Origin of the sequence: Roseobacter sp. N2S (genome assembly GCF_031454055.1) — a bacterium.
Classification (GTDB): Bacteria; Pseudomonadota; Alphaproteobacteria; order Rhodobacterales; family Rhodobacteraceae; genus Amylibacter.
The window spans coordinates 296467-323173 of the sequence record NZ_JAVDQB010000003.1 but is presented as its reverse complement, the minus strand read 5'-3'; the positions used below and the strand labels follow the sequence as shown (position 1 = coordinate 323173).

At 55.4% G+C, this 26707-nt stretch carries 28 protein-coding genes and 1 tRNA gene; 15 read left to right on the top strand and 14 right to left on the bottom strand.

Features of this window, described 5'->3' with window-relative positions; genetic code table 11:
• Window position 1: 1 nt before the first annotated feature.
• Window positions 2-244: a hypothetical protein gene (locus GGE09_RS10640; RefSeq protein ID WP_309746102.1), complete on the bottom strand. Its 243-nt coding sequence runs from the start codon at window positions 242-244 to the stop codon at window positions 2-4.
• A gap of 40 nt (window positions 245-284) precedes the next feature.
• Here GGE09_RS10640 and ccmI point away from each other — a divergent pair, with 40 nt between their 5' ends.
• From ccmI to GGE09_RS10620, 4 genes are all read left to right on the top strand, one after another.
• Window positions 285-1490: a c-type cytochrome biogenesis protein CcmI gene (gene ccmI, locus GGE09_RS10635; RefSeq protein WP_309746100.1), complete on the top strand. Its 1206-nt coding sequence runs from the start codon at window positions 285-287 to the stop codon at window positions 1488-1490.
• A complete protein-coding gene (gene ruvX / locus GGE09_RS10630) occupies window positions 1487-1969 on the top strand; it encodes a Holliday junction resolvase RuvX (RefSeq protein ID WP_309746098.1) in 483 nt (160 codons plus the stop codon). Before ccmI ends, ruvX begins: the two co-directional genes overlap by 4 nt.
• Entirely contained in the window at window positions 1966-2187 is a 222-nt protein-coding gene (locus tag GGE09_RS10625) for a DUF1289 domain-containing protein (RefSeq protein ID WP_309746219.1), read from the top strand. The genes ruvX and GGE09_RS10625 overlap by 4 nt, the downstream gene beginning before the upstream one ends.
• A 117-nt stretch (window positions 2188-2304) precedes the next feature.
• Window positions 2305-2994 carry a TIGR02281 family clan AA aspartic protease gene (locus GGE09_RS10620; RefSeq protein WP_309746097.1) on the top strand — a complete coding sequence of 230 codons (690 nt, stop codon included), beginning with the start codon at window positions 2305-2307 and terminating at the stop codon, window positions 2992-2994.
• Window positions 2995-3000: 6 nt separating this feature from the next.
• Here the strand turns inward: GGE09_RS10620 and GGE09_RS10615 are convergent, their stop codons facing one another.
• The 5 genes from GGE09_RS10615 to GGE09_RS10595 all read right to left on the bottom strand — a co-directional run bounded on the left by GGE09_RS10615 (window position 3001) and on the right by GGE09_RS10595 (window position 6989).
• Window positions 3001-3804 (bottom strand): hypothetical protein, encoded by an 804-nt coding sequence (locus tag GGE09_RS10615; RefSeq protein WP_309746096.1) that lies wholly within the window; start codon window positions 3802-3804, stop codon window positions 3001-3003.
• Window positions 3801-4625, bottom strand: coding sequence for a sulfite exporter TauE/SafE family protein (locus GGE09_RS10610; protein ID WP_309746095.1), 825 nt, complete (start codon window positions 4623-4625; stop codon window positions 3801-3803). The genes GGE09_RS10615 and GGE09_RS10610 overlap by 4 nt, the downstream gene beginning before the upstream one ends.
• Before the next feature lie 62 nt (window positions 4626-4687).
• Window positions 4688-5698 (bottom strand): tRNA dihydrouridine(20/20a) synthase DusA, encoded by a 1011-nt coding sequence (gene dusA / locus GGE09_RS10605; RefSeq protein ID WP_309746094.1) that lies wholly within the window; start codon window positions 5696-5698, stop codon window positions 4688-4690.
• Window positions 5699-5971: 273 nt separating this feature from the next.
• Window positions 5972-6048 (bottom strand) — tRNA-Ile (locus GGE09_RS10600).
• Window positions 6049-6089: 41 nt separating this feature from the next.
• Window positions 6090-6989, bottom strand: a complete 900-nt coding sequence (locus tag GGE09_RS10595) for a DMT family transporter (RefSeq protein WP_309746093.1) — start codon at window positions 6987-6989, stop codon at window positions 6090-6092.
• Window positions 6990-7083: 94 nt separating this feature from the next.
• Between GGE09_RS10595 and purM the strand changes: the two genes are divergently transcribed.
• The gene (gene purM, locus GGE09_RS10590) at window positions 7084-8127 is read left to right on the top strand and encodes a phosphoribosylformylglycinamidine cyclo-ligase (RefSeq protein ID WP_309746092.1); all 1044 of its coding nucleotides are present in this window, start codon (window positions 7084-7086) and stop codon (window positions 8125-8127) included.
• Window positions 8127-8696 carry a phosphoribosylglycinamide formyltransferase gene (gene purN / locus GGE09_RS10585; protein WP_309746091.1) on the top strand — a complete coding sequence of 190 codons (570 nt, stop codon included), beginning with the start codon at window positions 8127-8129 and terminating at the stop codon, window positions 8694-8696. Before purM ends, purN begins: the two co-directional genes overlap by 1 nt.
• Before the next feature lie 74 nt (window positions 8697-8770).
• Here the strand turns inward: purN and ndk are convergent, their stop codons facing one another.
• Window positions 8771-9193 (bottom strand): nucleoside-diphosphate kinase, encoded by a 423-nt coding sequence (gene ndk / locus GGE09_RS10580; protein WP_309746090.1) that lies wholly within the window; start codon window positions 9191-9193, stop codon window positions 8771-8773.
• A 115-nt stretch (window positions 9194-9308) separates the two neighbouring features.
• On the opposite strand from ndk, the gene GGE09_RS10575 reads away from it, so the two are divergent.
• Genes GGE09_RS10575 through GGE09_RS10565 form a run of 3 tightly spaced genes read left to right on the top strand, consistent with a single transcriptional unit; the run spans window position 9309 to window position 12372 of the window.
• A complete protein-coding gene (locus tag GGE09_RS10575; RefSeq protein ID WP_309746089.1) occupies window positions 9309-11183 on the top strand; it encodes an ABC-F family ATP-binding cassette domain-containing protein in 1875 nt (624 codons plus the stop codon).
• On the top strand, window positions 11180-11797 hold the full coding sequence (locus GGE09_RS10570) for a MarC family protein (RefSeq protein ID WP_309746088.1): 618 nt from the start codon (window positions 11180-11182) through the stop codon (window positions 11795-11797). The genes GGE09_RS10575 and GGE09_RS10570 overlap by 4 nt, the downstream gene beginning before the upstream one ends.
• The gene (locus GGE09_RS10565; RefSeq protein ID WP_309746087.1) at window positions 11794-12372 is read left to right on the top strand and encodes a TIGR02281 family clan AA aspartic protease; all 579 of its coding nucleotides are present in this window, start codon (window positions 11794-11796) and stop codon (window positions 12370-12372) included. Before GGE09_RS10570 ends, GGE09_RS10565 begins: the two co-directional genes overlap by 4 nt.
• 73 nt (window positions 12373-12445) lie before the next feature.
• Here GGE09_RS10565 and GGE09_RS10560 read toward each other — a convergent pair whose 3' ends face one another.
• Together GGE09_RS10560 and GGE09_RS10555 are read right to left on the bottom strand one after the other, a co-directional pair.
• Complete coding sequence (locus tag GGE09_RS10560) at window positions 12446-12913, bottom strand: DNA polymerase III subunit chi (protein WP_309746086.1); 468 nt, start codon at window positions 12911-12913, stop codon at window positions 12446-12448.
• Window positions 12906-14381, bottom strand: coding sequence for a leucyl aminopeptidase (locus GGE09_RS10555; RefSeq protein WP_309746085.1), 1476 nt, complete (start codon window positions 14379-14381; stop codon window positions 12906-12908). The genes GGE09_RS10560 and GGE09_RS10555 overlap by 8 nt, the downstream gene beginning before the upstream one ends.
• 131 nt (window positions 14382-14512) lie before the next feature.
• Here GGE09_RS10555 and lptF point away from each other — a divergent pair, with 131 nt between their 5' ends.
• The 6 genes from lptF to rsmA are packed head-to-tail and all read left to right on the top strand — an operon-like array spanning window position 14513 to window position 21950.
• Window positions 14513-15622 (top strand): LPS export ABC transporter permease LptF, encoded by a 1110-nt coding sequence (gene lptF / locus GGE09_RS10550; protein ID WP_309746084.1) that lies wholly within the window; start codon window positions 14513-14515, stop codon window positions 15620-15622.
• Entirely contained in the window at window positions 15619-16719 is a 1101-nt protein-coding gene (lptG, locus tag GGE09_RS10545) for an LPS export ABC transporter permease LptG (RefSeq protein ID WP_309746083.1), read from the top strand. The genes lptF and lptG overlap by 4 nt, the downstream gene beginning before the upstream one ends.
• 3 nt (window positions 16720-16722) lie before the next feature.
• Window positions 16723-18921, top strand: a complete 2199-nt coding sequence (locus tag GGE09_RS10540) for an LPS assembly protein LptD (RefSeq protein WP_309746082.1) — start codon at window positions 16723-16725, stop codon at window positions 18919-18921.
• Between the two features lie 14 nt (window positions 18922-18935).
• The gene (locus GGE09_RS10535; protein WP_309746081.1) at window positions 18936-20147 is read left to right on the top strand and encodes a peptidylprolyl isomerase; all 1212 of its coding nucleotides are present in this window, start codon (window positions 18936-18938) and stop codon (window positions 20145-20147) included.
• Entirely contained in the window at window positions 20144-21121 is a 978-nt protein-coding gene (gene pdxA / locus GGE09_RS10530; protein ID WP_309746080.1) for a 4-hydroxythreonine-4-phosphate dehydrogenase PdxA, read from the top strand. The genes GGE09_RS10535 and pdxA overlap by 4 nt, the downstream gene beginning before the upstream one ends.
• Entirely contained in the window at window positions 21105-21950 is an 846-nt protein-coding gene (gene rsmA, locus GGE09_RS10525; RefSeq protein ID WP_309746079.1) for a 16S rRNA (adenine(1518)-N(6)/adenine(1519)-N(6))-dimethyltransferase RsmA, read from the top strand. The genes pdxA and rsmA overlap by 17 nt, the downstream gene beginning before the upstream one ends.
• Window positions 21951-21955: 5 nt before the next feature.
• Here rsmA and GGE09_RS10520 read toward each other — a convergent pair whose 3' ends face one another.
• The 5 genes from GGE09_RS10520 to ispG form a co-directional block, all read right to left on the bottom strand.
• Window positions 21956-22663 carry a DUF4167 domain-containing protein gene (locus GGE09_RS10520; RefSeq protein WP_309746078.1) on the bottom strand — a complete coding sequence of 236 codons (708 nt, stop codon included), beginning with the start codon at window positions 22661-22663 and terminating at the stop codon, window positions 21956-21958.
• Between the two features lie 194 nt (window positions 22664-22857).
• Window positions 22858-23706, bottom strand: coding sequence for a peptide chain release factor N(5)-glutamine methyltransferase (gene prmC / locus GGE09_RS10515; RefSeq protein ID WP_309746077.1), 849 nt, complete (start codon window positions 23704-23706; stop codon window positions 22858-22860).
• A complete protein-coding gene (prfA, locus tag GGE09_RS10510) occupies window positions 23703-24758 on the bottom strand; it encodes a peptide chain release factor 1 (protein WP_309746076.1) in 1056 nt (351 codons plus the stop codon). Before prfA ends, prmC begins: the two co-directional genes overlap by 4 nt.
• A gap of 305 nt (window positions 24759-25063) precedes the next feature.
• Window positions 25064-25519, bottom strand: a complete 456-nt coding sequence (locus tag GGE09_RS10505; protein ID WP_309746075.1) for a DUF1499 domain-containing protein — start codon at window positions 25517-25519, stop codon at window positions 25064-25066.
• A 25-nt stretch (window positions 25520-25544) separates the two neighbouring features.
• Window positions 25545-26672, bottom strand: coding sequence for a flavodoxin-dependent (E)-4-hydroxy-3-methylbut-2-enyl-diphosphate synthase (ispG, locus tag GGE09_RS10500; RefSeq protein ID WP_309746074.1), 1128 nt, complete (start codon window positions 26670-26672; stop codon window positions 25545-25547).
• Window positions 26673-26707: the final 35 nt, after the last annotated feature.

Sequence of the window (26707 nt, the reverse complement as noted above, 5' to 3'; positions counted from 1 at the left end):
GTCAGGCTCCGATCCAGTGGCGGGGGCAGTGTAACAGCTTGGCACAGGCTGCTATAGTCGTTTCGCGGGTTTCCACAATCCAGAGGATTTTCAGTGCGACACCTAACGCCGTTTTTCCGACATTTGGCCAATTTTCGCCCCCTGCGCCACCATCGCGCAGGTTTGGGGTTTGCGCTTGGGCCGTTGCCACAGTATTTGGGACCACAGTATTCGGGGCGCAGCCCTTGATCTGCACTTGGGGCATAGCCCTTGATCTGAGCAATCTATGGAAAGGATTGTCCATCATGTTCTGGCTTGTGGCCGCTGGGGTGATCGTATTGGTGGGCGTTCCAATGGCACGCGTGCTGTTGCAACAAGGCACTCCTGTGGCCAAAGCTGCAGAGCTGGACATGGGCGTCTATAAAGACCAATTGGCCGAGGTGGAACGGGATCTAGCCCGCGGCGTGCTGGCCCAACCCGAGGCCGAGGCCGCCCGCACCGAGGTCGCCCGCCGGTTGCTGGCCGCTGACAAACGGGCACAGCACGAACATTCGGCCAAGGCCACAGGGCGTGGCCCAACCACCGTGGCACTGGTGATGGTAGCGCTGGCGCTTGGCGGATCAGTCTGGCTTTACTCTGTGGTCGGTGCGCCCGGCATGCCCGACATGCCCCTGCAAGCCCGACTGGAAGCCGCAAAAACCGCGCGGGAAGCCCGCCCCGATCAAGCCACAGCCGAAGCTGCGACCCCGCCCCTCACCCTAGAGATTGAGCCGCAACATGCTGAACTGGTTGAAAAACTCCGCCAGGCAGTGCTGAAGAACCCGACCGATCAAACCGGCCTGCGCCTGTTGGTAGACAATGAAGCCCGCCTTGGCAATCTAACCGCCGCCCGTGCTGCGCAACAGCAATTGATGGGTGTTTTGGGGGATCAGGCCACACCGGATGATTACACTGATCTGGGCGAGATCATGATCCTTGCGGCGGGGGGCTATGTTTCACCACAGGCGGAACAGGCGCTGGTTCATGCCCTGAACGGCAACCCCCAAGACCCCCGCGCCCGCTATTATTCCGGCCTGTCGCTGGCCCAGACCGGACGCCCTGATGTGGCCTTTCGGATGTGGGATGGCTTGCTGCAAGAAGGCCCCCCCGATGCCCCGTGGATACCGCTGATCCAGTCGCAAATCGGGGCGGTGGCCCGCGCCGCAGGGATCGTTCTGCCCGACCCGTCCACTCCCGGCCCAAGCGCGCAAGATGTTGAAAACGCGGATGCAATGACCGCCGCCGAACGTAACGAGATGATTGGCGGCATGGTGTCAGGGCTGGCCGAACGGCTGGCCACCGAAGGCGGCACTGCCGCCGAATGGGCCCGCCTGATCCGCGCCTATGGCGTGCTGGGTGAAACCGCAAGGGCGGATGCGATCTGGCAGGAAGCAAAGGTCACATTTGCCAGCGATCCCGACGCAATCGCCCTATTACGCACCGCCGCCCAAGACGCAGAGGTTTTGCAATGACCACAGTTTTCGAAACCGCCGAAACCTTTCTTGAACAGGTAAAACCCAATACACCGCTTCTGGGGCTTGATCTGGGGGAAAAGACCATCGGCGTTGCCGTGTCTGATATTTTCTGGTCCATCGCCTCGCCGCGCGACACCATCCGGCGCAAGAAATTCGGCGTGGATGCCACAGCACTGGAAGCAATCATCGACAGCACTTCGGCCTGCGGGCTGGTGCTGGGATTGCCGCGTAATATGGACGGATCAGAGGGCGCGCGCTGCCAATCCACCCGCGCTTTTGCCCGCAACCTGCTGGCCCGCCGCACCATTCCGATCCTGTTGTGGGATGAACGTCTGTCCACGGTTGCAGCGGAACGGGCGTTGCTGGACGCAGACGCCTCACGGGCAAAACGGGCCGAAGTTATTGACCACGTGGCCGCGGGATATATCTTGCAGGGGGCGCTGGACCGATTTGCGCATATAAAAAGGGCCTCCTGATGGACGACGTCTGGAAACGCAATGAAATCGACAGTCCCTGCGTAAAACTCTGTGTTGTCCACCCCGAGGCACGCATCTGCATCGGCTGCCATCGCACCATTGACGAAATCTCGCAATGGTCGAAAATGAGCGATACAGACCGCGCCCGTGTCAAAGACGAATTGCCCGGCCGTGCGCCTTTGCTGCGGGGGAAAAGACGCGGCCGCAAACGCGACTGACCACTGGCGACGTGCACGGACATCCCCTGTTTTCCATGACAAAACTGTCAGATGACAAACCCGTAAAACTTTAGTAGTATTTCCATATATGGGGGAAAATACTTAAAGGCATACACAATGCGGTGGGTTTATTTGGCAATTGCGGCCTTTCTGGGGATCATTTTCCTGCGGGCGGATGTGCAGCTTGTTGATCTGATTTTAAACACCAATCTGAAATGGTCAGCCGTTGCGGCGGTGTTTTTGGTAGGACTTTTGGTCGGGCAGATTCTGCGCGGTTTTCAACCCGATGGCAAAACCCTGAAATATGCGGGTTGGGGGCTTTTTGTGACCCTAGTGCTGGGGGTGTTGGAATATTCTGTCGAATGGCAGCGCGATATTGTGCTGGCTAACGATCAAACCCTGATCCTGACCGCCGCGTCCGTTGAATCCGTTTCCCAGCATTACATCACCGCAAAAGACGGTTTGTTCCTGACCCAAGCCAGCTTTAATTCTGCGCAGGCAGATGCGCTGATCGACACGGGGGCCTCGCTGGTTCTGGTGAATTACACCACAGCCAAAGCGGCGGGGGTAGATGTGGACGCGCTCGCCTTCACCATCCCCGTCACCACAGCATCCGGGCCGTTAAAAATTGCACAAATCACCCTTGGCGAAGTCCGCCTTGGCAATTCAATTGTTGCGCGTAATGTTCCTGCGGCAGTCACACCCAAGGGACTGTCCCATTCCAACCTGTTGGGAGGCAGTTTTCTGCTGCAAATGGATCAGACCGTGCTGCGAAAAGATCAGATGATCCTCAGCCAGCGGCGCTAATATCGCTTAAGGTGCCATCAACCATCGTTTGATTGAGGTTTCCTCGGCGGGCCGGAAATAGGCGATCATACGACCCTCTGGCGGGCCTGCCAGATCATCTGGCCACGGCGCCATTCCGTGCAGGGCAAGGCGATGGATCACATAAGATTCCCCAGGCTTTGCTGGCAGTTCAACTCGCTTGCAACTTTCAAATATCTGGCGGCGCGTGGACTGATAGGTTTCGGTCAAATCCACCTGCGCCCATTGCTCCACCGGAAAGGGTAACAGCGCCTGCTGGAAAGCCGCTTGCAACAGTTTATGCGACCCCTCCCACACCACAAAAGGCGCTGCATTAGCGGGACTGTCGCTAAGCGGGATGCCAAGCAGAAACTGATGGTACTCCAGTAGATGCCTTGCGTTATCAGGGCCTTGCCTGTGCAACCCATCCACATGGGCCGCATCGCGGTTGCGCCGATACGCCAAGGCCGCGTCGCTTTCGCCGGACCAGGGTTTGGGATAGCCCTGATAACAAATCGACACCTGCGCCTTATCCCACGCGGTCAAATCGGGCTCGATATGCTCTTTGATGAAACGGACACAATCACCATTTAGCGCCACGCCGTTCACGGCATTATTCACCGCGCCATCATCCCCGTTTGGCAGGCAATTTACCCCGACAAACCACGTTCCACCACAGCGCATCCAGTCTTTTTGCCACATCGGGTCAGCGGCTATCTTCTCTGCTAGAGGCTTGGCCGCAGCCCCCCAGCGCGCCAGTTGCGCATCATAGGGAAACCGCACCCAACCCCGATCAAAGAAGGCTTGCGTCACCCGAAATACACTTTGCGCAGCATGTTCAGCGCCACTGCCAGCAGGAAGAAGGCAAAGACCCGTTTCAGCGGTTTGGGGTCCATCGCATGGGCAATTTTAACCCCCAGCGGGGCGGTCAGCAGGGTCATACAAATGATCAGCAGAAAGGCCGGAATATTCACATAGCCCACCGTATAGGGCGGTAAATTCAGTTGATCAGGATTGCCCAGCAAAAAACCGATGACCGAGGGCACCGCAATCACCAGACCGAACCCTGCAGCCGTCGCCACCGCGCGGTGGATCGGCACGCCAAACAGGGTCATCGTCGGCACGCCGAAGCTGCCCCCGCCGATGCCCATAAGCACAGACATAAACCCCATAATCGTGGATAACACTGTCTGTAAAATTCCCTTGGGCATCTGTTCCCCCAGACGCCAATGGGCCTTGCCAAAAGCCAGATACAGGCCGATCACAATGCCCAGACAGCCAAAGATCACCATCAAATGCGTGGACCGCAGCCCTGTCGCAACCATCACCCCGATCACGGCGCCAACCGCAATCCCGGGTGCCCAGCCACGCAGAATATCCCATTCCACCGCGCCCTTTTTATTGTGCGACTGAACAGAGCGCATAGAAGTGAACACGATGGTGGCCAAAGAGGTCGCCAGACAAATTTGCATCAGCTGCGCGTTGTCATACCCGAGGCCTGAAAACGCATAGTAAAACGCAGGCACCAGAATAATGCCCCCCCCGACCCCAAGCAGCCCCGCCAGCACACCGGCAAACCCGCCAATGGCCATTAAAAGTACAATCATCGGCAGAAGAGTCGACAGTTCGGGCATGATATAGCTTTCCAGATGAGTCGACTTTGGATAGCGCAGGCTTCAAGCGGTTAAAAGCGTTTTCAAGCAGCAACTTCAGTCAGATGGGAGAGGGCCAGTTCCACGACCTCAGGTCCGGCGCCTGTTTTATGGGCTTGTTCAGACAAAGTCCGCCGCCACTGCCGCGCCCCTGCCCGACCTGAAAACAGCCCCAGCATATGGCGTGTGATCTGATTCAACCGCCCGCCTTTTGACAGGTGGTTTTCGATATAAGGCAACATCTGCGCCACTGCATCCTCGGCCGTGCTATCCGTGCCTTGCTCAAATACCCGACGATCAGCCGTGCACAGAATATCCGTGGGCGTGTGATAGGCAGCTCGCCCGATCATCGCCCCGTCCAGCCCGCGATTGATGTGTTCCAAAGCGGTATCAAGATCGGCAATCCCGCCGTTCAGAATGATTTCCAACTGCGGAAACTCCGCCTTCATCCGATGCACCAACTCATAGTCCAAAGGTGGTATATCTCTATTTTCTTTTGGGCTTAACCCATCCAGCCACGCCATTCGTGCATGAATAGTGAAGGAAACAATGCCTCGTGCAGAAACGGTTTCAAGGAATTCCGGCAAGATTTCTGCCGGTATCTGATCATCCACCCCGATGCGGCATTTCACAGTTATCTTGGCACCTGTTGATGCCTCTTGCATGGCTTGAACACAGTCTGCCACCAGAGTGGGTTCCAGCATTAAACAGGCCCCGAACCGACCGGATTGCACCCGATCAGACGGACAGCCCACATTCAAATTCACCTCACCATAACCAAAATCACATCCGACCCGCGTAGCTTGCGCCAATTGATCAGGATCAGAGCCCCCAAGCTGCAAAGCAATAGGATGCTCGGCCGGATCGAACCCCAGCAAACGCTCCACATCCCCATGAATGATCGCCGGAGCCGTCACCATTTCCGTGTAAAGCAACGTATGACGGGACATCAAACGGTGCAGATACCGGCAATGCCTATCCGTCCAATCCATCATGGGTGCAATGCTGAGCCGAGAGCATTGGTAAGCTGCTGAATTTCCTTGATTACGTGTCATATCGCGACTTTTCACTCGTTCGTGTTTTGTTTTGCTGCCGCCTGTTTTGCCTGTTTGCGCCGATTGGTACAACAAAGGTTGTTCAGGCACGATCCGCACGATTAAAGGCAACTACGAAGACCGCTCAGCCCCGTATTTGGCACAGATCACCATAAAAAGAAAAGACCAATGGGCGCGGTGGTGAATCAGAAACTCTGTGAATTAAGGCGGACAAGGAGCGCCCGACGATATCGCAAGTGCTACGGCCAGTGGAACGTTTAGTTTCTGGCAAGATGGTAGGCCCGGTAGGACTCGAACCTACGACCAAAGCGTTATGAGCGCTCTGCTCTAACCAACTGAGCTACAGGCCCCCAATTTGGTAGTTGAGCGATACAAAAGCCTTGCGGTCGGGTCAAGCAACTTTGCGGGACAAGTACTGTTCGCGGAAAATCACATACAGCCCTGCACCGATTGTGATGGAAATGCCAAGCGATGCCAGTCCATTGGGCAAATCTTTGAAAATCAAGAAGCCGATCACCGTCGCCACAGGAATTTCAAGATACTGCATCGGGGCTAGGGTGGCCGAAGGCGCGAATCGTAAGGACCATGTCATCAGCAGATGGGCTAGCGTGCCAAGGATGCCGATCGCCGCCAACAACCCCCATTCATAGGGCGTCGGGGATACCGCTTGCAGAACCTCGCCTCCGAACGGCCCCAGCACAAGCCAGACTACGCCGATCAGAACTGTAGCGATCACGCCGGACTGCGCCTGTAGGTTCATCGCATCGACCTCTTTGGCAACTTTGCGCGTCACCAGCATGAACAAAGCGAAATCCACGGCCACAACCAATGGCAAGAGCGCAGGCCAACCGACAGCCGCAAAACTCGGCTGGATCACCAGCAATGTGCCGATAAACCCGACCAGACAGGCCATAAGCCGATGGGGGCCGACTTCCTCGTTCAACACAAATTTTCCCAGCAACAGCATGATAAACGGCATCACAAAGGCAATCGCCACTGCATCCGCCAAAGGCAGATACCGCAAGGACGTGAACATCGCGCCAATGCCGATAATATGCAGCATCGTGCGCAACACCATCAGCCAGAACAGGCGGCGCGGCATCTTTACAGGCAGGCCGGTAAACCAGATGATCGGCCACAACAGCACCACTTGCGCCACAAAACGCACCAGTAACAACTGCACCAGCGGAATCGAATCGCCCAGAATCTTGGCGATGGAATCCCCCAGCGGGGCAAGAATGCAAAAGCCTGTCATAAAGGCGATGCCAAGAAGGGGTCTATCCTGTGTCATGGCGGCACTTTATTGCAGCGACCGTCAGGCGCAATCACTGTTTTCAACCCGCAGCCCTTGCGTTACAGGGATGCAAAGGATTCTGGAGGCCGAAATGAGTGATCGCAAGAACAGCCTAACCTATGCCGACGCAGGCGTTGATATTGATGCCGGCAATGCGCTGGTGGATCGGATCAAACCTGCGGCCGCCAGCACCAAACGTCCGGGCGTTATGGACGGGCTTGGCGGCTTTGGCGCCATGTTTGATCTGAAAGCTGCGGGTTTTAACGACCCTATTCTGGTCAGCGCAACGGATGGTGTTGGCACCAAACTGCGCATCGCCATTGATACGGGAAACGTGGGAACCGTTGGCATTGATCTGGTGGCCATGTGCGTGAACGATCTGATCTGTCAGGGCGCTGTCCCTTTGTTTTTCCTGGATTATTTCGCAACAGGCAAGCTGGACGTAGACAGCGCAGCCCAAGTGATCGAAGGCATCGCCGAAGGCTGCCGCCAAGCCAATACAGCATTGGTGGGCGGCGAAACAGCCGAAATGCCTGGCATGTATGAAGCTGATGATTTCGATCTGGCAGGGTTTTCGGTTGGCGCCATGGAACGGGGCGCGATGCTGCCTGCGAATGTCAGCGAAGGCGACGTGCTGATTGGCATGCCTTCCAGCGGTGTGCATTCCAACGGCTATTCCCTTGTGCGTAAAATTGTCGAAAATTCCGGTCTGGCTTGGGATGCCCCCTGCCCGTTTGGCGACGGTACTTTGGGCGCGGCCCTGCTGGAACCTACAAAAATTTATGTGCGCCCTGCCGTTGCCGCCCTTGCCACGGGCGGATTGCACGGGTTGGCCCATATCACCGGTGGCGGTTTGACCGAAAACCTGCCCCGTGCCTTGCCCGATGGATTGGGGGCTGAAATCGACCTGAACGCCTGGACCCGCCTGCCTGTGTTTGACTGGCTGATCAAAGGCGCCGGTCTGGATCAGGCTGAAGCGTTGAAAACCTTTAACTGCGGCCTTGGCATGATCGCCATTGCAGCAGCGGATCAAGCCGACGAAGTTCTCGCGGCGCTCACCGCCGAAGGTGTCGATGCCATGCGCATCGGTCAAGTGGTTGCAGGCGCTGGGGTGGCCTACTCCGGGGCTCTCTGATGGTGCGGGTTGCCGTTTTCATCTCGGGTGGCGGCTCTAATATGCTGTCCTTGCTGGATGCGATGGATGATCCTGACTTTGGTGCGGAACCGGTGCTGGTACTGGCCAACTCCGCGCAGGCTGGCGGTCTTAAAAAAGCGGCAGACAGAGGTGTGGCCACCGCTGTGGTGGATCACAAAGATTACGCGAATCGTCCTAGTTTTGAAGCTGAAATCAGTAAAGTTCTGGATGAATATGTTCCAGATGTCATATGTTTAGCAGGCTTTATGCGGGTGCTCACGGCTGATTTTACCAGCCAGTGGGACGGTAAAATGCTGAACATCCACCCTTCCCTTTTACCAAAATACAAAGGCCTGCACACCCACCAAAGGGCAATAGATGCAGGCGATAGCCAAGGCGGTTGCAGTGTGCATCTGGTCACAGCTGCGCTGGATGACGGGCCGATCCTTGGCCAAGCGGCGGTGCCCATTCTGGCGGGTGACACATCCGACGATCTGGCCGCACGGGTTCTGATCGAAGAACATAAACTTTATCCCACTGCCCTGCGCAGCTTTATCAAAACATTATAATCCGCGTTTTCAGCAGACAGAAAAAAAGGGGCCATACGGCCCCTTTCCTGTTTCAGATCATCTGAAATTTTTGCTTAGCCAACCAGTTCAAGACCAGAGAAGAAATACGCGATTTCTTCTGCGGCTGTTTCTGGTGCATCTGACCCGTGAACCGAATTTTCGCCCAAAGACAGCGCGTGTGTTTTACGGATTGTGCCCTCTGCAGCGTCGGCTGGATTTGTTGCGCCCATGATCTCGCGGTTGCGCAGGATTGCGTTTTCGCCTTCCAGAACCTGAACAACGATCGGTTCGGATACCATGAATTCGCACAATTCGTCGTAAAATGGACGCTCTTTGTGAACCGCATAGAAAGCTTGTGCTTGTGCCAGCGACAGTTGGATGCGTTTTTGTGCAACGATGCGCAGGCCGCCGTCTTCCAGCATGGCACAGATCTGGCCAGTCAGGTTGCGTTTTGTAGCGTCTGGTTTGACGATAGAGAATGTACGTTCGAGAGCCATGGTGACTGTCCTTTGGGTTGGTGAATTTGGCGGTGCGATAGCATGGAACATCCCTATTGGAAAGCACCCTTTAAGGGGCTGTTGACAGTATCGAATGGCTGGGGCATTGCGAGGCATGTTAAAACTGACCGATATAACCTATTCGATTTCGGGCCGTCCTTTGTTTGACGGCGCGTCTGCAACGATTCCAACAGGCCACAAGGTGGGCTTTGTGGGGCGAAACGGCACGGGTAAAACCACGCTGTTCCACCTGATTACCGGCAAATTGGCGCTGGACGGAGGTTCAGTAGAAATCCCGCGTGGCGCGCGGATCGGCGGCGTGGCGCAAGAAGCCCCTGCCTCGGATGACAGCCTGCTTGATACAGTGCTGATGGCCGATACCGAACGGGCCGAACTTCTGGCAGAAGCAGAGACCGCAACCGACCCCGCCCGTATCGCCGAGGTGCACGCCCGCCTGTCCGACATCGACGCCTATTCCGCCGAGGCCCGGGCCGCTGGTATTTTGCACGGTCTTGGTTTTGACAAAGCCGCCCAGGCCCGCCCCTGCGCAGACTTTTCCGGCGGCTGGCGTATGCGCGTAGCCCTTGCCGCTGTGCTGTTTTCCGAACCTGACGTGCTGCTGCTCGATGAACCGACCAACTATCTCGATCTGGAAGGCACGCTCTGGCTCGAAGGGTATCTGGCGAAATATCCTCATACCGTTCTGGTGATTTCACACGACAGGCAGTTGTTGAACCGCTCTGTCGGGGCGATCCTGCACCTGATGGATCAGAAATTAACCCTTTATCAGGGCAATTATGACACGTTTGACGCAGTTCGGCGGGCTAAACTCGCCGAAATCGCTGCGGCGGCGAAAAAGCAGACGGCAGAACGCGCCCATATGCAAAGTTTTGTGGACCGCTTCCGCGCGAAGGCCTCTAAGGCGAAACAGGCGCAGTCTCGGCTGAAAATGCTGGAACGGATGGAACCGATTGCGGCGGCCACCGAAAACAACGTGGCTGCGTTCAACTTCCCCTCGCCTGAACAACTCTCCCCCCCCATCATGAAGCTGGACGGCGTGGACGTGGGGTATGGCGACACAACGATTTTGCGCACGCTGAACCTGCGGATTGACCAGGATGACCGGATCGCACTGCTTGGCGCAAACGGTCAGGGAAAATCCACCCTGTCAAAGCTGTTTGCAGACCGGCTTGCGCCGCAAAAGGGCGACATTGTATCGTCATCCAAACTGCGGATCGGCTATTTTGCCCAGCATCAGGTGGATGAATTGCATCTGGACGAAACCCCGCTGCAACATCTGGCGCGGGAACGCCCTGAACTGGCTCCGCCAAAACTGCGCTCTCGTTTGGCACAAGGCGGGATCGGGCCGGAACAGGCTGATACGCTGGTGGCAAAACTGTCAGGTGGGCAAAAGGCACGGCTTTCCATGTTGCTGGCCACGCTTGATGCGCCCCATCTGGTGATTCTCGATGAGCCGACAAACCACCTCGACATCGAAAGCCGCGAGGCCTTGGTGCGCGCGCTGATGGAATATGACGGCGCGGTCATTCTGGTCAGCCACGACCCTCATCTGGTGGGCATGGTGGCGGATCGTCTGTGGTTGGTCAAAGACGGCAACGTTCGCGCCTTTGACGAAGACCTCGACGCCTATCAAAAACTACTGCTCAGTGAGCGGGGCGGCGGCGGTGTGGCTGCGGCAGGGGACAAGAAAAAACCGCGCGAAAAACGCAAACCGGCGGCTGTGCAACGCAAGGCCGTAGCCCCGCTACAGGCTGAAGTCGCCAAATGTGAAGCCCGTGTCGCTAAGCTGGAAGAACTGAAAACAAAGATCGAAGAACGGCTTGCCGATCCCGACCTTTACACGCCCGTCTACCGCGATAAACTAATGTTGTTGCAAGGCAAAGCCCGCGAAATCAAAGACGGTCTGAAACGGGCCGAAGAACTGTGGATGGCCGCATCAGAAGAACTGGAGCTTGCGAAATCCCAATGACGTTCGACCTGTTTGTCACTGCTTTTGTTACGATTTTTCTGATCATCGACCCCATCGGGTTGCTGCCATTCTATATCGCCCTGACCAGTGACCATACAAAGCTTGAACGGCGCGGGATTGCCCTGCGCGCTACTGGGATTTCACTGTTTGTGCTGCTGTTATTCGCCTTTGCCGGGGATCGCATCTTGCAAGGCATTGGCATCGGCATGCCCGCGTTTCGCATCGCAGGTGGTGTTTTGCTGTTCATGACAGCGGTGGATATGCTGTTTGAAAAGCGCGCTGAACGCCGCGAAAACCAGACAGAGGCTTCGGATCGCCCTGATCCATCTGTCTTCCCACTGGCCACCCCGCTGATTGCAGGCCCAGGCTCTATTGCCGCCGTTATCTTGCTGGCAGGCCAAGGGGACGACAGAATTCAAGCCCTGAGCATCACTCTCGGCGCATTGGTTTTGGTACTGGCGCTGGTGCTTGCACTGTTCTTTCTGGCAGGGCCAGTGGAACGGGTGCTGGGCAAAGTCGGCATCAATGTGGTGACCCGTTTGCTTGGCATGTTGCTGGCCGCGCTGGCAGTGCAGTTTGTGGTGGACGGCATGCACGGATTGGGCGTTGTATGAGCGGGGACGAACGGGCCTATTTCTTTTACCTGTTGATATTATTGCTGTTTATCGGTGGTGGTTTTTTGTTCGGCTATCGCCAAAAACTAAGCACAACTTTGCAACAAGCCGCGATATGGGTGTTGATTTTTGTGGGAGTGGTCATAGCCTACGGATTTTCCGACACATTAAAACAGCAGATCATGCCGTCCCGCGCCACACAAAGCGCCCAAGGATTTGAGGTTCAGCGTGCCCGTGACGGACATTTCTATCTGACCCTGCAAGTGAACGGCAAAAACATCCCATTTGTGGTAGATACAGGTGCGACGGATATTGTCTTAACCCAAGATGATGCTGAGAAAATTGGGATTGATCCAGACACACTGACTTATATCGGACGGGCAAATACGGCCAACGGAGTGGTCAAAACCGCCTCTACCGTGCTGGACCAGATCGCATTGGGGGACATGGTGGATTATGATGTCCGCGCCTCGGTCAATGGCGGTAAGATGGACGGATCTTTGTTGGGGATGGCGTATCTGAACCGCTTTTCCGAAATCTCTATGCGGGGCGATCGTTTGATCCTGAAACGCTAGGATTTGAGTATTTTGGGAACATTGAAGCCCACGCCCTGCCCGTCTTCTTGTGGGCCTAAATACCTAAAAAGCCTCAATCGGCTTTCTTTTCAGCTTTCTTTGTCCAACGCCCGTCTTCTTGCGCCCAATATTGCGCCGGAACGCCTGCGTCTGTCAGGGCTTTCCAATCCGTACGGGCAGCGGTCAGTTCGGTTTCCGTGTTGCCGTCGAACATCAGGCAGACGCGGGTATAAAGCGCGACTTCCTGAGGGGTGGTTTTTGCCCCATCCGTCAACAACAGGATTTCTGCATGATTGACGTTATCTAATTGATTTGTCAGTAAAATCGGCTGATCCGAATCATGGTTTTCGCCGATCAAACCATGGGCCAGAAACGAATCCTCTTTATACTGCCAGAGGGCTGTATCAAGCTGCTTCAGTTTTTCGATGTCCCTGCCCCGCACCAGTGCACGCCAGGGTTTGGCGCGCACTTTTTCCAGCAGGTCAGGCAGGGCCTGATCCAGCCGGGATCGGGTCAGGTGGTAGAAATAGACCTCAGCCATCTGCCAGTTCGTAGTTATCCGCGATCAAACGATCAAGCGCCCGAACGCCCCAGCCTGTTGCGCCCGCAGGGGCCAGTGGAGTTGGGGTTTTGACCGAAGCAACACCCGCGATGTCCAGGTGAATCCACGGCATATCCGGTTCAACAAACCGTTGCAGGAATTGTGCCGCTGTGACAGATCCTGCCGCACGGCCACCGGTGTTTTTCATATCTGCAATGCGGGATTTGATCAGTTGATCATAGGCCGCGCCCAGCGGCATGCGCCACGCGCCCTCGGCTTCGGCGTTGGCAGCTTTCAGGAACTGGCGACACAAACCGTCATTGTTTGAAAAGACACCGGCGTTTTCATGGCCCAGACCGATGATGATGGCGCCTGTCAGCGTTGCCAAATTGATCATCCCCACAGGTTGATAGGTTTTTTGCGCGTACCACAGCACATCGGCCAATACCAACCGGCCCTCTGCATCGGTGTTGATGATCTCGATGGTGTCGCCTTTCATCGAGGTCACAACATCACCCGGACGTTGGGCTTTGCCGTCTGGCATGTTTTCGACCAAGCCGACCAGACCGACCACATTTGCCTTGGCCTTGCGCAGCGCCAGCGTTTTCATCACGCCGGAAACAACCCCCGCGCCGCCCATATCCATGGTCATGTCTTCCATGCCCGCCGCGGGTTTGATGCTGATGCCGCCGGTGTCAAACACCACGCCCTTACCCACCAGCGCGAAAGGTTTTTCATCGCCGCCGCCGTTCCATTCCATCACAACCATTTTGGTTGGCGTTTCAGAGCCAAGCCCCACCCCGAGCAGCGCGTGCATACCGAGTTCTTCCAGTTCAGCCTCGTCCAGAACTTTGACTTTTAAGCCCAGTTTTTCCATTTCCACCAAACGGTTGGCGAATTCTGTTGTGGTCAGGATATTAGAGGGTTCGTTCACCAAATCGCGGGTCATAAAGACGCCCTCATTGGCCGCTTGGCGGGCTGCGAAGGTAGCTTCGACCTCATCCGCCTTATTGGCCAGAACGGTCAGGCCGCCTTGTTCAGTTTTTTCGCCAGACTTATGATCAGAAAATTCATAGGCGCGCAACACATAGCCTTGGGTGACCTCGGCCACAGCAGGGTTCGCGCCTGCCAGAAGCATGGCATCGGATTTACCGACTGCTTTGGCGGCCTCGGCCCCTGCATTGCGTGCAACCTCGGCCCCGACCTTGCGGCCGATCTTAACGATAACAATCGCTTTTGCGGCGATGTTTGCGGGGAAATCCAACACCTGAACCGCGCCGATCTTCATCTCTTCAAAGGCGGCTGATTCGGAGAACCGCGCCAGTACGCCACGCGCCAGCTTGTTGACACGGCGCGCCAAAGGATCAAGCCCGCCCGCAGGCGTTAGGAAACAGACGATTTTGCCCTCAAAAGCGCCGATCAGGTCTAGATTGGTTTCCACGAAGACAGGAGAGATGGGAGAAGTCATTGAACGCCCTTTTCATTTGCGTGTTTTCCTTCGATTTAACGTTTTTCAGCCGATTTGACCACCTGCGTCTGTTGCCGCCTGAAAAAATGGTTTAACTCATGTGAACTTGGGGAAATTTGAGGTCAACACAGGTGAAACGCATCGACAGATATGTTCTGCGCCAATTGGTGGGGCCTTTTCTGTTTTTCCTCGTGATTTTTGGCGGCATTCTGTGGCTGAATCAGGCACTGCGGATTGTGGATGTTGTGGTCAGCAACGGGCAATCCGGTTTGGTTTTTGCCGAGCTGTCAGTCTATCTGCTGCCCAAAGTTCTCGAAACTGTCGTGCCTGTCGCCGCATTCGCTTGCGCGATCTATCTGACCAATCGTTTGTATTCCGAGGCTGAACTGGTTGTTTTCATGGGCGTTGGCCATGGGCCTGCCAATGCAACCGTACCGTTTTTCGCCTTTGGGATGATTTGCTTCTTGTTGATGAGCATTTTGACCCATGTACTGACCCCCTGGTCCCTGTCTGTGCTGCAAAACCGCCAGCATGAGATCAGCAAGGAATTCCTGACCCAATTCGTCGTCGCAGGGGAATTCGCCAGCCCAACAGACGGGGTGACGGTGTTTTTCGGCGAAACCACCCCCGAAGGCAATCTGCGCGATGTGTTGATCAATGACCGCCGCGACGAGTCAGTCATTGTCACGCATACGGCGGCTTCGGGGCAGTTGATAAGCTCGGAAAACAAGCCAAAACTGGTGCTGTTTGACGGTTCTATCCAGCAATTTGAACCCGAGGCGCGTAAGCTAAGCACTATTCAGTTTGACAGCCTTAGTTATGACCTAAGCCAATTCGCCAAAAATATCGGCGAACGCACGGTCGCGGCGCGGGAAATGTACAGTTGGGATCTTGCCTTTGCCAGCGTAGAGGGCGCATCGTTGGAATTGCATGACCGGTTTGTGAAATCCTTGCTGGCGATTGTGGTGCCTGTTTTGGGGGCGATTGTTCTGTTGTCCGCAGGCTTTAGCCGGAACGGATTCTTCCTGCGCATCGCGCTTGGGGTGGTGTTTATGGTGGCGATCAATTCTGCGCGTGGGGTGTTTCAGGGCTTTGCCGAAAGCGACACCGGCAGCTGGCCCTTGATATATGTCCCTGTTTTAGTTGCCTTTTTAGCCGTGTTATTCATGGTCCGCATGGGCCAGGCGCCGTGGAAATCAGGATTGCGCGGGATCATCTCTCCGCAAAAGGCCAGTTTATGACGCTTTATTTGTATTTTGCACGGCGGTTTCTGGGCGCCTTTTTGCGGGTTTTTGCTGTGCTGACCCTGCTGATTTTTGTCATCGAAACCTTGGAAAACATCCGCAGCCTGTCAAAACACGGTGTGGATTTCGCACAAGCCGCTTTTCTGGCCGCCTTCAGTTCACCCGAACTGGTTTTGCAGGCAATGCCGATCATTGTGATGCTGGCGGGGCTGACCTTTTGTGTGGGGCTGGCCCGCTCTAACGAGTTTGTAGTGACGCGGGCAGTGGGTGTTTCGGCGCTGAAAGCGATGACAACACCGGCGCTCAGTGCTTTTGCACTCGGGCTGGCGGCGATGTTATTTTTGAACCCCTTGTCGGCGTTTTTCTCTATTCATCACGATGATTTACGCGAGACCTACACCAATGCGGATCGCGGCGCGGTGTCGTTCAGCGAAGACGGCTTCTGGTTGCGCCAGAAAGATCTGGACGGGCATACGGTGATCCATGCGGAAAGCGCAAATTCACGTGGGACCAGCCTGCGCGGTGCCACTGCACTGAAATTTGACGTGGAAGGTCAATTGGTTTCGCGCCTGTATTCCCGCACCGCGATCCTGCGCGAGGGCGAGTGGGTTTTTACCAACGGCAAATTCTGGCACACGGATCGCAACACGCCAAACCCCGAAAGCACATCCGAAACCTTTGAAATCAGACGGTTTGATACGGATATTACGCCCGAACAAATCCTTGAGGGGTATCCAAAGCCCCAGTCGGTTCCGATTTGGGATAAATGGAGCACGATCCGCGCTATTGGCGAAGCTGGATTTTCCACCCTGCCCCACCGGATTCACCTCAATATGGAGCTGTCACGCCCCTTGATGTTGATGGCGATGATGATCATCGGCGCGGCCTTTACCTTGAAAAATGCGCGGATGGGGAATTTGGGAGTTTCGGTGTTTCTTGCTCTAATTTGTGGTTTTTCCCTCTACTTCCTACAAAATCTTGCTATGACTCTTGGAGAAGCGGGAGAGATTCCCGTTTTCGCGGCGGCTTGGGCACCTCCGCTTGCTGCTTTTTTGTTTGCCGTGGGGTTGTTCCTCAGATTTGAGGACGGATAAGACATGAACCGTTGGGCTTTTGCGTTTCTTCTTGCCAGTTTCACCCCGCTTGGATTTGGGGTGACGGCCCCTGTTGCAGCGCAAGAATCTGCCCAAAATCGCGGTCTACAAACCGGTGGCGGGCCAGCGACAGTCGATCAAACCCGCCCGATTTCCCTGATTGCCGATACAGTTGATTTTGATCCCGCCAGTGGTGTGTTGATCGCATCGGGCAATGTGCAGGTGTTTCGCGGCACCCAAGTGCTGGCGACGGACCGACTGGTTTATGACCAGCGTAACAAACACCTGTCTGTTCCCGGAACCATGACCCTGACCGACGGGGCCGATGTGGTCACCCGCGCGGCAGGTGCCGAACTGGACACTGATCTGGAAAACGGTCTGATCAAAGGGGCAGAACTGTTGATCCAACAGCAATTGCAACTGGTCAGCCAGCAAATGCACCGTCAGGACGGCAAGTTCAAAGTTCTCGACAAAGTGGTGGTGACCAGTTGTCAGGTCTGTGCCAAATACCCTGTTCCCTTCTGGAAAATCCGCGCCCGCCGCGTGATCCATGACGAACAGGCCCGCCAGTTGTATTTTGAAAATGCAACGCTCGATGCCTTTGGGATTCCAGTGGCCTATGTGCCAAATCTGCGTGTTCCCGAACCCGGTGTTGATCGGGCCACAGGCATGCTGGTGCCAAAGTTTTCATCTTCAAACACTTTGGGATATGGCATCGAAGTGCCGTATTACTGGACCTTGGGCGATCACGCCGATCTGACCCTGACAACACAGGTCTATACCAAGGGCAGCTTTCTGCTGAACCCCGAATACCGCCGTCAGGTCAAACGCGGGTATTTCGAAATCGACTCCTATGTGACGCTGGAAGATTCCCTGTCACAGCACCAGAACCGCTCATCCTTGTCGGCCACCGGTTTGTTCCAGCTTAAACACGACATCGAATTGGAATTCGGCATTGAAATCGCCTCTGACGATAGCTTTCGCGATGATTATGGCATCGGCGTAGAGGACGAAGACCGGCTGACATCATTCCTGACCCTGCGCCGTACGCGCGAAACATCATATGTCAGCGTCAGCACATCCTATATCCAAAGTTTGCGCACCAATGAGGTCGATCAGGAAATCCCGCTTGTCTTCCCAGAGGTCTATGCCCACAAAAACTGGGTTGATCCGGTGTTTGGCGGCAAAATGTCCCTGACCGCGCAATCCGTCACCCTGCTGCGCGAAGATGACAGTGAATTCTCGCGGGCGGGGCTGGTGGCTGAGTGGCAAAAAGACTGGACCCTGCGCAACGGGTTGATCGTTTCAGCCTATGCAGGTGTTGCGGGCAGCTACTATCTAACCGAAGGCATTGCGGGTTTCGCAGATGGGACCTCTTCGGAATTTATCCCCACAACGGCTGTAGATCTGCGCTGGCCTTTGTCGCGTCAGAACGGGTCCGTTACCCATATAATCGAACCACGGATACAATTGGTCTGGTCCCCTGATAAAGCACGCTCGAATGTGAACGAGGACAGCGTGCAGGTGGAATTTGAAGAAACTAACCTATTTTCCTACAATCACTTCCCTGGATTTGATGCGTCAGAACGGGGCGCGCGGGCCAATGTGGGTGTGTCCTACACCCGCTACAATCCCAAAGGCTGGACCTATGGTGTCACGCTGGGGCGGATTTTTCGGGCAAAGGATTTGAACCAGTTCGCTGCGGGAACGGGGCTGGACGGGCGAAATTCAGACTATGTCAGCGCGATCAGCGTGTCTTATCTGGATAATTTTGATATTCTTAACAGCACCTTGTTTGATGAAGATTTTGATATCAGCAAGAATGAAACCCGTCTGACAATGGATTTCAACCGGGTTTCGGCAGAGGCCACCTATATCTATCTTGAACAGGATGTCGTGGCCGGATTTAGTGACCCCACCCATGAAGCCGCGCTTGCAATGGTCTATCGCTACAACGATTATTGGAGCTATTCTGGGGAATGGCGTCAAAATCTGGAAACCGGTCATTCGACCAGCGGTGAATTTGGCGTGCGCTACGAAAACGAATGTGTTGCCGTGGACCTTTCACTCTCGCTTCAATACGAAGGGTCTGGTATCGAAAGAACAACGCGAGAAATTGGCTTGTCCGTTGAACTGGCTGGACTTGGCAATAAAAAGCGAAACAAGAAATATGCGCACAGATGTGCGGCGTTAAACGGGTAGTTCAGGTGGTGAATATGAAATCATTGGCACTGACTTTGATTGCAGGTCTGATGGCGGTGACAACCCCGTCTAATGCACAAAGCAACAATCCATATGGTGTGGCCATTCGGGTCAATGACCGCGTGGTCACGAATTTTGAAGTCAACCAGCGGGTCTTGTTGCTGCAAGCTTTTGGCACCACTGGTGATTTGTCAAAAACCGCGAAGGAACAACTTGTTGAAGACCGCCTTCGGCTACAAGCCGCCGCAAGTGCGGGCCTGCAGGTTACCGAAGAAGAGATCGAGGCTGGGGTAGATGAATTCGCTGGCCGTGCCAATTTGACGGGCGAACAGCTTTATCAATTTGTGGCGCAACGGGGGGCTGCCAAAGAAAGCATGCAAGATTTTGTGCGCGCTGGCCTGTTGTGGCGCAACCTTGTGCAAGCCCGTTTCGGCGCCCGCGCTTCTGTATCAGAGGATGAAATCGACACGACCCTGAACCTTATTTCCGGTCAGGCGCAACAATCCATTCTCTTCTCGGAAATTCGCCTGCCACTGGACCAGCGCGGCGATGAACAAACCTTGGAACTCGCCGATCAACTGTCCAAATCCATTCAGTCCGAAGCGGCTTTTGCATCCGCTGCGCGGCGATATTCCCGCGCCCCCAGTCGGGCCCGCAGCGGACGTCTGGATTGGTTGCCTGTTGCGCAATTGCCAGCCGCGCTTGCAGGGCAGATCATGGCACTGCAACCGGGCGAAGTCACGGCCCCCGTGACCCTTGGTGCAACAGTTGGATTGTTCCAACTGCGCGGCGTGCGTGATGATCCACCGTCAAGTGAACAGGTGGTATCCGTGACCTATGTTACCGTTGATGTGCCAGGCGAACCCGGATCAGACCGCCTGACCAGTGACGCCCAAAAGCTGATCAACGACGTGGACACCTGCCCCGATTTGCGCGCCCAATCTGAACGGTTTGCCATTCCGGGCTTTGTGGATCATTCCGAAGACATCCGCGCGGTTCCGGACCAAGTGGCGATCACATTGGCAGGGCTGGATCGAAATGAGGCCAGCTATTACCCCAATAGCGCGGGCACTTTGACCGTTGTCATGCTATGCGACCGTCTGCGCGATCTGCCTGAAGGCGCACGCGAAAACATCCGCAATGGCTTGTTCAGCCAACGGATCGGCGGCCTTGGCCAAGGGTATCTGCAAGAGCTGAAAGGCGATGCGGTCATCGTTTACCCATGACCTTGCCCATTGCGCTGACCAGCGGCGATCCCGCAGGTATAGGACCGGAAATCACACAGGCGGCTTGGGCCGCGTTGAAAGGGGAATTGACCTTTTTTGTGATTGGCGATCCGCGTCATTTTCCAAACAGCATCAAAATTTCTGCGCCCGCAGAGGCAGCGGCAGCCATGATCCACGGGCTGCCTTTACTGCCCCTGCCTTTTGCCGCCGAAGTAACTGCTGGCCAACCTGACCACGCCAATGCACCCGCAGTGATTTCATCCATCAAACTGGCCGTCGGCTTTGCACAAACCGGTTTGGCCAGCGCGGTCTGTACCAACCCCATCAGCAAACAAGTCCTGATCGAAGGCGCTGGCTTTGCGCACCCTGGGCACACTGAATTCTTGGCAGAACTGGGCAAGGTTGACCGCTCGGTTATGATGCTGACAGCACCTGAACTGTCGGTGGTGCCTGTCACCATTCACATCCCTCTAGAACAGGTAAAACACGAACTGACGCCTGATCTGCTGGCCGACACGATCCGTATCACACACCACGCCCTGATCCGCGATTTTGCCCTGACAGCGCCGCGCATTGCTGTGGCGGGGCTGAACCCGCATGCTGGCGAAGGCGGTGTGATGGGGCGCGAAGAAATCGAATTGATTACGCCTGTCCTGAACCAATTGCGCACTGAAGGTATCGACATCAGCGGCCCCCTGCCCGCAGACACCATGTTCCACCCCGCCGCGCGTGAAACATATGACGTGGCCATCTGCATGTACCATGATCAGGCGCTGATCCCGATCAAAACATTGAATTTTTCCGCTGGCGTGAACGTGACACTGGGGCTGCCTTTTATTCGCACCTCGCCTGATCACGGCACCGCTTTTGGCATCGCTGGCCAGGGCACTGCCGAAGCCACCTCCCTGATCGAAGCCCTGCGCCGCGCGCGCGACATGGCCAACGCGAGAGCACAATATGACGCTAAGCCTTGATGGACTGCCCCCCCTGCGCGAGGTGATCAACACCTTTGAACTGCGGGCTAAAAAATCACTGGGGCAGAATTTTCTGCTGGATTTGAACCTGACAGGTAAGATCGCCCGCCAAGCAGGAAACCTGTCGGCCTGTGATATATTGGAAGTTGGCCCTGGCCCCGGTGGACTGACCCGCGCGTTGCTGTTTGAAGGCGCGCGCAAAGTGGTAGCAATTGAACAAGACGAACGGTGCCTGCCCGCGCTGGCAGAGGTGTCGGATCACTACGATGGCAAGCTAACCGTTATTCAAGGCGATGCCCTTCAGATTGACCCCTGGGAGCACCTGACAGCCCCCGTGCGGATTGTGTCTAACCTACCCTATAACGTGGGAACAGAGCTGTTGACCCGCTGGCTGTCACCCGCAGAATGGCCGCCATTCTGGCAATCCCTGACCCTGATGTTCCAAAAAGAAGTGGCGCAGCGGATCGTGGCGAAACCGGGCTCCAAAGCCTATGGCCGCCTGTCTGTACTGGCGCAATGGCGCAGTGATCCAAAGATAGTAATGGAAATACCGCCCTCTGCCTTTACCCCCGCGCCGAAAGTGACATCGGCAGTGGTGCATCTGGAACGGTTAGAACAACCCCGCTTTCCCGCTGATGCGGTCTGGCTGTCACGCACCGTGGCCAAAGGATTTGGCCAGCGGCGCAAGATGTTGCGGGCCAGTCTAAAGGGGCTGGCGCCTGATCTAGAGGATCGGTTGATTGCCGCAGGGATCAAGCCCACACAACGTGCCGAAGAAATTGGCCTAGAGCAGTTTTGCGCCCTGAGCCAACTTCTTAAATCACAATAAACAGATTATTCGGCGGCTTTGGTTTCGGCAGTATCCGCAAGTGCCGGCGCTGCATCCGTTGCAGTTTCTGCAGCGTCTGACACCGGTTTGACTTTGGGCTTGGCAGGCGCACGCTTGCGCGGGGCAGGCTTTTTCACAGGTTTAGCGGGCTTACTTTCAGGTGTTTCCACCAGATTGCTGTCATCTTGTCCCGGGAACAGATCAGCCGTTTCAGGAATAGTCGGCTGTTCGCCAGACGCATCCACAGCTGGCGGATGCTGCACAGGTTTCTTGTCCTGTGGCTGGTTGTTCTGGCTGGGCTGTTGATTGTTTTGTTGGGGGTTCGGCTGGTTATTCTGCTGATTGTTCTGCGAATTTTGCGCCGGTTGGTTGTTCTGATTATTCTGGTTATTTGACTGATTGTTCTGGTTGTTTTGCTGGTTCTGACGTTGGGATTCTTGTTGATCCCGACGTTGATCCATTTCGCGCTGTGCTTCACCCAACATACGCACGTAATGTTCAGCGTGTTGTAAAAAATTCTCGGCGGCTACACGGTCGCCAGACAGTTGCGCATCCCGCGACAAGGTCTGATATTTCTCAATAATCTGCTGTGGCGTACCACGAACCTTTCCCTCGGGGCCGGAACTGTCGAACACCCGATTGACCACATTCCCAAGATTGGAACGGCTGGAACGGTTTTTGTTGCGCGAGCGCGATTTGCTAGAAGATCTCATATGATCTGAGTACCCTTTTTCGTCTTTGATTTTTGCAGTCTTAAGAAAGACCTAAAGTCCAGATGCCTATTTGGATGCTAGGGGATGAGAACCGAGCGGTTCCATCATCCGATGGGCTAAAGTACAATGGGTCCGCTTCCTATGACAAGCGTAAATACGTTAAAATCCAGTTGTTCGGCGTTATTTTTCTGATTTCATCTGTTTTTCGGGCCAGAAACAGCCACCACACGATCCTGCCCGCCCAAATCTTTGTGCAGGCTGACCGCGCCAAAACCGGCAGCTGAAAAAATATCCACGACATCTTTGCCTTGCAAATAGCCAATTTCAAACAAGGCCCGCCCGTCAGGGGCCATAAAACCAGCCAGTTCCGACGCAATACTGCGATAGGCCGCCAAACCGTCCCCGCCAGGGGTCAGCGCCAGATGGGGTTCAAAATCACGTACATCCGTAGACAGCGATTCCATTTCTTTGGCAGTAATATAAGGCGGATTACTGACGATAAGATTAAAGCGGCCAGCGACTCCGTCAAACCAATTTGCGGTTTGAAAGGTCACACGATTGCTTAGGTTCAAACGCACGGCATTCTGATGCGCCACTTGCAAAGCAGCGTCAGACAGGTCCGTGCCAACCCCCTGTGCATCGGGAAATTCCCCCAGAAGGGACAATAAAATACACCCTGACCCCGTGCCAAGATCAAGGATGGTTTCGGGTGCTGCACCGGTAAGGGCCAGCTCTACCAAAGTTTCGGTTTCAGGGCGCGGGTCCAGCACATCTGCGCTGACCTTGAAGTCGTGCTTCCAAAAGGCCCGCTTGCCAGTGATATGGGAAATCGGCTCGCTCATGGCGCGGCGTTTGATCATATGCTCGAACTGCGAAACCTGTGTCGGTGTGATCATACGGGATAGTTCCACCGTCAGGCGATCCGTTTCAACCCCCATCATATGAGCCATTAAAATACGGGCATCGCGGCTGGCACCATCGCCAATTGCAGCACTCAAAAGCCGCGTTCCATTGCGCAACACCATGGAAGCTGTCTGGATCATGGGTCCATATCCGACAGACGCGCCGCCTGATCATCTGCAATCAGCGCGTCGATAATTTCATCAAGATCCCCCTGCATCACCTGATCCAGTTTATAGAGCGTCAGGTTAATGCGGTGGTCGGTCATGCGTCCTTGTGGGAAGTTATAGGTGCGTATGCGTTCAGAGCGATCGCCAGAGCCAACCTGCCCTTTGCGACTGGCCGCCCGTTCATCATCAGCCTGCTGGCGTTTAAGATCGTAAAGCCGTGTGCGCAACACCTGCATGGCAATTTCGCGATTGCGGTGCTGGGATTTTTCGGCGCTGACGACCATTATTCCTGTAGGAATATGGGTGATCCGCACGGCGGAATCCGTGGTGTTCACATGCTGCCCGCCCGCCCCCGAGGCCCGCATGGTATCAATGCGAATATCCGTGGTGGGAATGTCGATATCCACCTCTTGGGCTTCAGGTAGAACCGCCACCGTAGCCGCCGAAGTATGCACCCGTCCGCCACTTTCCGTGACAGGAACCCGCTGCACGCGATGTACACCGCTTTCGAATTTCATTCGGGCAAAGACCCCCTGCCCTTTGACGTTAATGATCGCTTCGCGCAGGCCGCCCAGTTCGGTTGCACTTTCCTCCATCAACTCGAACTTCCAGCCCGCGCCTTCGGCATAGCGTTGATACATGCGCATCAGATCACCCGCAAAAAGGGCCGCTTCATCCCCGCCTGTTCCAGCCCGAATCTCTAGGATGGCTGAACGCTCATCCGCTTCATCCTTGGGGATCAGGGTCAGTTGCACCGCATGTTCCAATCCCGGAAGACTGTCTTGCAAGCCTGGCAACTCCTCGGCTGCCAGTTCGCGCATTTCGGGGTCGGACATCATATCCTTAGCCTCGGCAATATCCTGCAAAAGCGTTTGATACTGCTGGATTTTATCGACCACTGGGCGCAGGTCGGAATACTCTTTGGACAGTGCTGCGAAATCGTCGCCTGCACCGCCTTCGGACATTTTTGCCTCTATGTAGGCAAACCGCTGCTTAATCTGTTCAAGTTTTACAATTGGGATCATAGGCGTGAAATCACCCGCGTCAGGCCGCAGGTCAAGCAATAAGTGACAATTTCGCGGAAATCCGCTATGTTAGGGCTATGAGACATGCTTTTTTACTGGGTTTGCTCGTATCGGTCCTAGGGCCAGCCGCACGTGCAGATAAAGCCGATGTTATCTGGCCTGACTGTTACTGCACCGATAAAACCGGTGCCCGTGTGGAACTTGGCGAAGTGGTTTGCATGTTTGTGGACGGGCGCAGCTTTCAGGCGCGCTGTGAAATGTCCTTGAACAATCCCATGTGGCGCGAGACCGAAGGCACCTGCATGTCATCCCGCAACAGCAGCCCGCAACAAGCGCAGCCAATGGGTCACACGGGCCTTGTTCACGCCCAGATCTGACTTGCCAAAACGGGACCGCGAATAGATTTGCACCGCAGATTTTCCGCCTGCACCTGGGATGATCCGCACAGAAATGAAATCGGGATAGCCCATCAGCTTGCTGCGCTGTTCATAGGTGATCCAGAAATCCGAAGCATCCTCTGCCAGAACCGTAACCCTTGGCTGTGCCACGGCAATTTCGTGCAGCGCCGCTGCAAGGTCTTCGGGGGGCAGATCAAATAGTTCTGCTGGCGCATCCCCGCCATCGCGCATCAAAAACTGGTTTGGCTTGGCGGTTTTTGTCACCACGGCAGGGTCTACATGCCAGCGGGCGGGCTCGTTCGGGGCGAAGCGGACCCACAGCACCAAAGCCACAACAAGCGCGAATATGATCCAAGCCAGCATCCCCAATCCCCTTCCAAGGTTTGACTTATTCAGCAGCTTTCACTGCCAGTTCCGCATCAATCTGCGCCGCTTTCGTTTCAACTTGTTCGATAATATGTTCAATCATCTGGTCATTGTTCAACTTATGACTTTGCGCGCCCGCCAGATAGACCATACCCGATCCAGCCCCGCCGCCGGTAAACCCGACATCCGTCATCAACGCCTCCCCCGGACCATTCACCACACAGCCGATGATGCTTAGGCTCATCGGGGTTTTGATGTGTTCCAGACGTTTTTCAAGGATTTCCACGGTTTTAATCACGTCAAACCCCTGCCGCGCGCAGGACGGGCAGGAAATGATATTCACGCCCCGATGGCGCAGGCCAAGGGATTTAAGGATTTCAAAGCCGACCTTGACCTCTTCTACAGGGTCCGCAGACAGGCTGACGCGCAGGGTATCCCCGATGCCCATCCACAACAGATTGCCCATGCCAATGGCGGACTTGATGGTGCCTGAAGTCAGGCCTCCGGCTTCGGTTATGCCCAGATGAATCGGGGCATCCGTCGCCTCGGCCAGACCTTGATAGGCGGCTGCCGCCATGAACACATCAGAGGCTTTGACGCTGATTTTATAATCATGAAACCCGTTATCATCGAGAATCCGCATATGATCCATGCCGCTTTCGATCATCGCATCGGGGCACGGTTCGCCGTATTTATCCAGCAGATGTTTTTCCAGCGACCCCGCGTTCACACCAATCCGGATCGAGCAGCCGTGGTCACGCGCTGCCTTGATCACCTCGCGCACACGATCTGCGCTGCCGATATTACCGGGGTTGATCCGCAAACAAGCGGCCCCTGCCTCGGCGGCCTCAATAGCGCGTTTATAGTGGAAATGGATGTCTGCAACCAAAGGTACCGGGCTTTCACGCACGATTTCATGCATGGCTTTGGTGCTTGCCTCGTCCGGGCAAGACACCCGCACAATATCCGCACCCGCATCGGCACAGGCCTGAATCTGGTTGATCGTCGCCTTGGCATCATGGGTCAGCGTGTTCGTCATCGTCTGCACAGAAATCGGCGCATCGCCCCCGACAGGCACAGAGCCCACGTGGATTTGGCGGGATTTACGGCGATAAATGTTGCGCCAGGGGCGCACGGCATTCAGGGACATGGGTTTTCCTGACGAATGATCTGTTTGCACTGAAT

Coding starts and splice junctions, on each gene's coding strand:
- GGE09_RS10640 (WP_309746102.1), bottom strand. CDS start 244: ATGCCCCAAGTGCAGATCAAGGGCTGCGCCCCGAATACTGTGGTCCCA.
- ccmI (WP_309746100.1), top strand. CDS start 285: ATGTTCTGGCTTGTGGCCGCTGGGGTGATCGTATTGGTGGGCGTTCCA.
- ruvX (WP_309746098.1), top strand. CDS start 1,487: ATGACCACAGTTTTCGAAACCGCCGAAACCTTTCTTGAACAGGTAAAA.
- GGE09_RS10620 (WP_309746097.1), top strand. CDS start 2,305: ATGCGGTGGGTTTATTTGGCAATTGCGGCCTTTCTGGGGATCATTTTC.
- GGE09_RS10610 (WP_309746095.1), bottom strand. CDS start 4,625: ATGCCCGAACTGTCGACTCTTCTGCCGATGATTGTACTTTTAATGGCC.
- dusA (WP_309746094.1), bottom strand. CDS start 5,698: ATGACACGTAATCAAGGAAATTCAGCAGCTTACCAATGCTCTCGGCTC.
- GGE09_RS10595 (WP_309746093.1), bottom strand. CDS start 6,989: ATGACACAGGATAGACCCCTTCTTGGCATCGCCTTTATGACAGGCTTT.
- purM (WP_309746092.1), top strand. CDS start 7,084: ATGAGTGATCGCAAGAACAGCCTAACCTATGCCGACGCAGGCGTTGAT.
- purN (WP_309746091.1), top strand. CDS start 8,127: ATGGTGCGGGTTGCCGTTTTCATCTCGGGTGGCGGCTCTAATATGCTG.
- ndk (WP_309746090.1), bottom strand. CDS start 9,193: ATGGCTCTCGAACGTACATTCTCTATCGTCAAACCAGACGCTACAAAA.
- GGE09_RS10575 (WP_309746089.1), top strand. CDS start 9,309: ATGTTAAAACTGACCGATATAACCTATTCGATTTCGGGCCGTCCTTTG.
- GGE09_RS10570 (WP_309746088.1), top strand. CDS start 11,180: ATGACGTTCGACCTGTTTGTCACTGCTTTTGTTACGATTTTTCTGATC.
- GGE09_RS10565 (WP_309746087.1), top strand. CDS start 11,794: ATGAGCGGGGACGAACGGGCCTATTTCTTTTACCTGTTGATATTATTG.
- GGE09_RS10560 (WP_309746086.1), bottom strand. CDS start 12,913: ATGGCTGAGGTCTATTTCTACCACCTGACCCGATCCCGGCTGGATCAG.
- GGE09_RS10555 (WP_309746085.1), bottom strand. CDS start 14,381: ATGACTTCTCCCATCTCTCCTGTCTTCGTGGAAACCAATCTAGACCTG.
- lptG (WP_309746083.1), top strand. CDS start 15,619: ATGACGCTTTATTTGTATTTTGCACGGCGGTTTCTGGGCGCCTTTTTG.
- GGE09_RS10540 (WP_309746082.1), top strand. CDS start 16,723: ATGAACCGTTGGGCTTTTGCGTTTCTTCTTGCCAGTTTCACCCCGCTT.
- GGE09_RS10535 (WP_309746081.1), top strand. CDS start 18,936: ATGAAATCATTGGCACTGACTTTGATTGCAGGTCTGATGGCGGTGACA.
- pdxA (WP_309746080.1), top strand. CDS start 20,144: ATGACCTTGCCCATTGCGCTGACCAGCGGCGATCCCGCAGGTATAGGA.
- rsmA (WP_309746079.1), top strand. CDS start 21,105: ATGACGCTAAGCCTTGATGGACTGCCCCCCCTGCGCGAGGTGATCAAC.
- GGE09_RS10520 (WP_309746078.1), bottom strand. CDS start 22,663: ATGAGATCTTCTAGCAAATCGCGCTCGCGCAACAAAAACCGTTCCAGC.
- prmC (WP_309746077.1), bottom strand. CDS start 23,706: ATGATCCAGACAGCTTCCATGGTGTTGCGCAATGGAACGCGGCTTTTG.
- prfA (WP_309746076.1), bottom strand. CDS start 24,758: ATGATCCCAATTGTAAAACTTGAACAGATTAAGCAGCGGTTTGCCTAC.
- GGE09_RS10505 (WP_309746075.1), bottom strand. CDS start 25,519: ATGCTGGCTTGGATCATATTCGCGCTTGTTGTGGCTTTGGTGCTGTGG.
- ispG (WP_309746074.1), bottom strand. CDS start 26,672: ATGTCCCTGAATGCCGTGCGCCCCTGGCGCAACATTTATCGCCGTAAA.